The sequence below is a fragment of the Pseudomonas koreensis genome, from assembly GCF_025447595.1.
Classification (GTDB): Bacteria; Pseudomonadota; Gammaproteobacteria; order Pseudomonadales; family Pseudomonadaceae; genus Aquipseudomonas; species Aquipseudomonas koreensis_H.
In genome coordinates this window covers 1-452 of the sequence record NZ_JAOEJU010000053.1, presented here as the reverse complement: position 1 = coordinate 452, position 452 = coordinate 1, and the positions used below count along the sequence as shown (strand labels likewise).

Below are 452 nucleotides of genomic sequence, written 5' to 3'. Positions count from 1 at the left end.
GTCAGCCACCCACCGGGCGATTTCGCCTCCCGGGCACCCTAACTTTATCCGCAAGGAGCACCTCCCATGGCAACACCAGCGTACATGTCGGTTACCGGCGAAAAACAAGGCCTGATCACTGCCGGCGCCTTCACCGCCGACTCCGTTGGCAACACCTACCAGGAAGGCCACGAAGACCAGGTTATGGTTCAGGCTTTCACCCACGACGTGATCATTCCGCGTGACCCGCAATCCGGTCAGCCAACCGGTCAGCGCGTTCACAAGCCAGTCGTGATCACCAAGGTCTACGACAAGGCTTCGCCTCTGCTGCAAGCAGCACTGACCTCCGGCGAGCGCATGAGCGAAATCGTTATCCAGTGGTACCGCACTTCGGCTCAAGGCACCCAAGAGCACTACTACACCACCAAACTGGAAGACGCGATCATCGTCGCCATCAACAACAAAATGCACAA

General features: G+C 58.2%; 1 protein-coding gene. It reads left to right on the top strand.

Features of this window, described 5'->3' with window-relative positions; translation table 11 throughout:
• Nucleotides 1–66: 66 nt before the first annotated feature.
• A partial coding sequence (locus tag N8H71_RS28700) for an Hcp family type VI secretion system effector (protein WP_186635164.1) occupies nt 67–452 on the top strand: 386 nt, incomplete at its 3' end.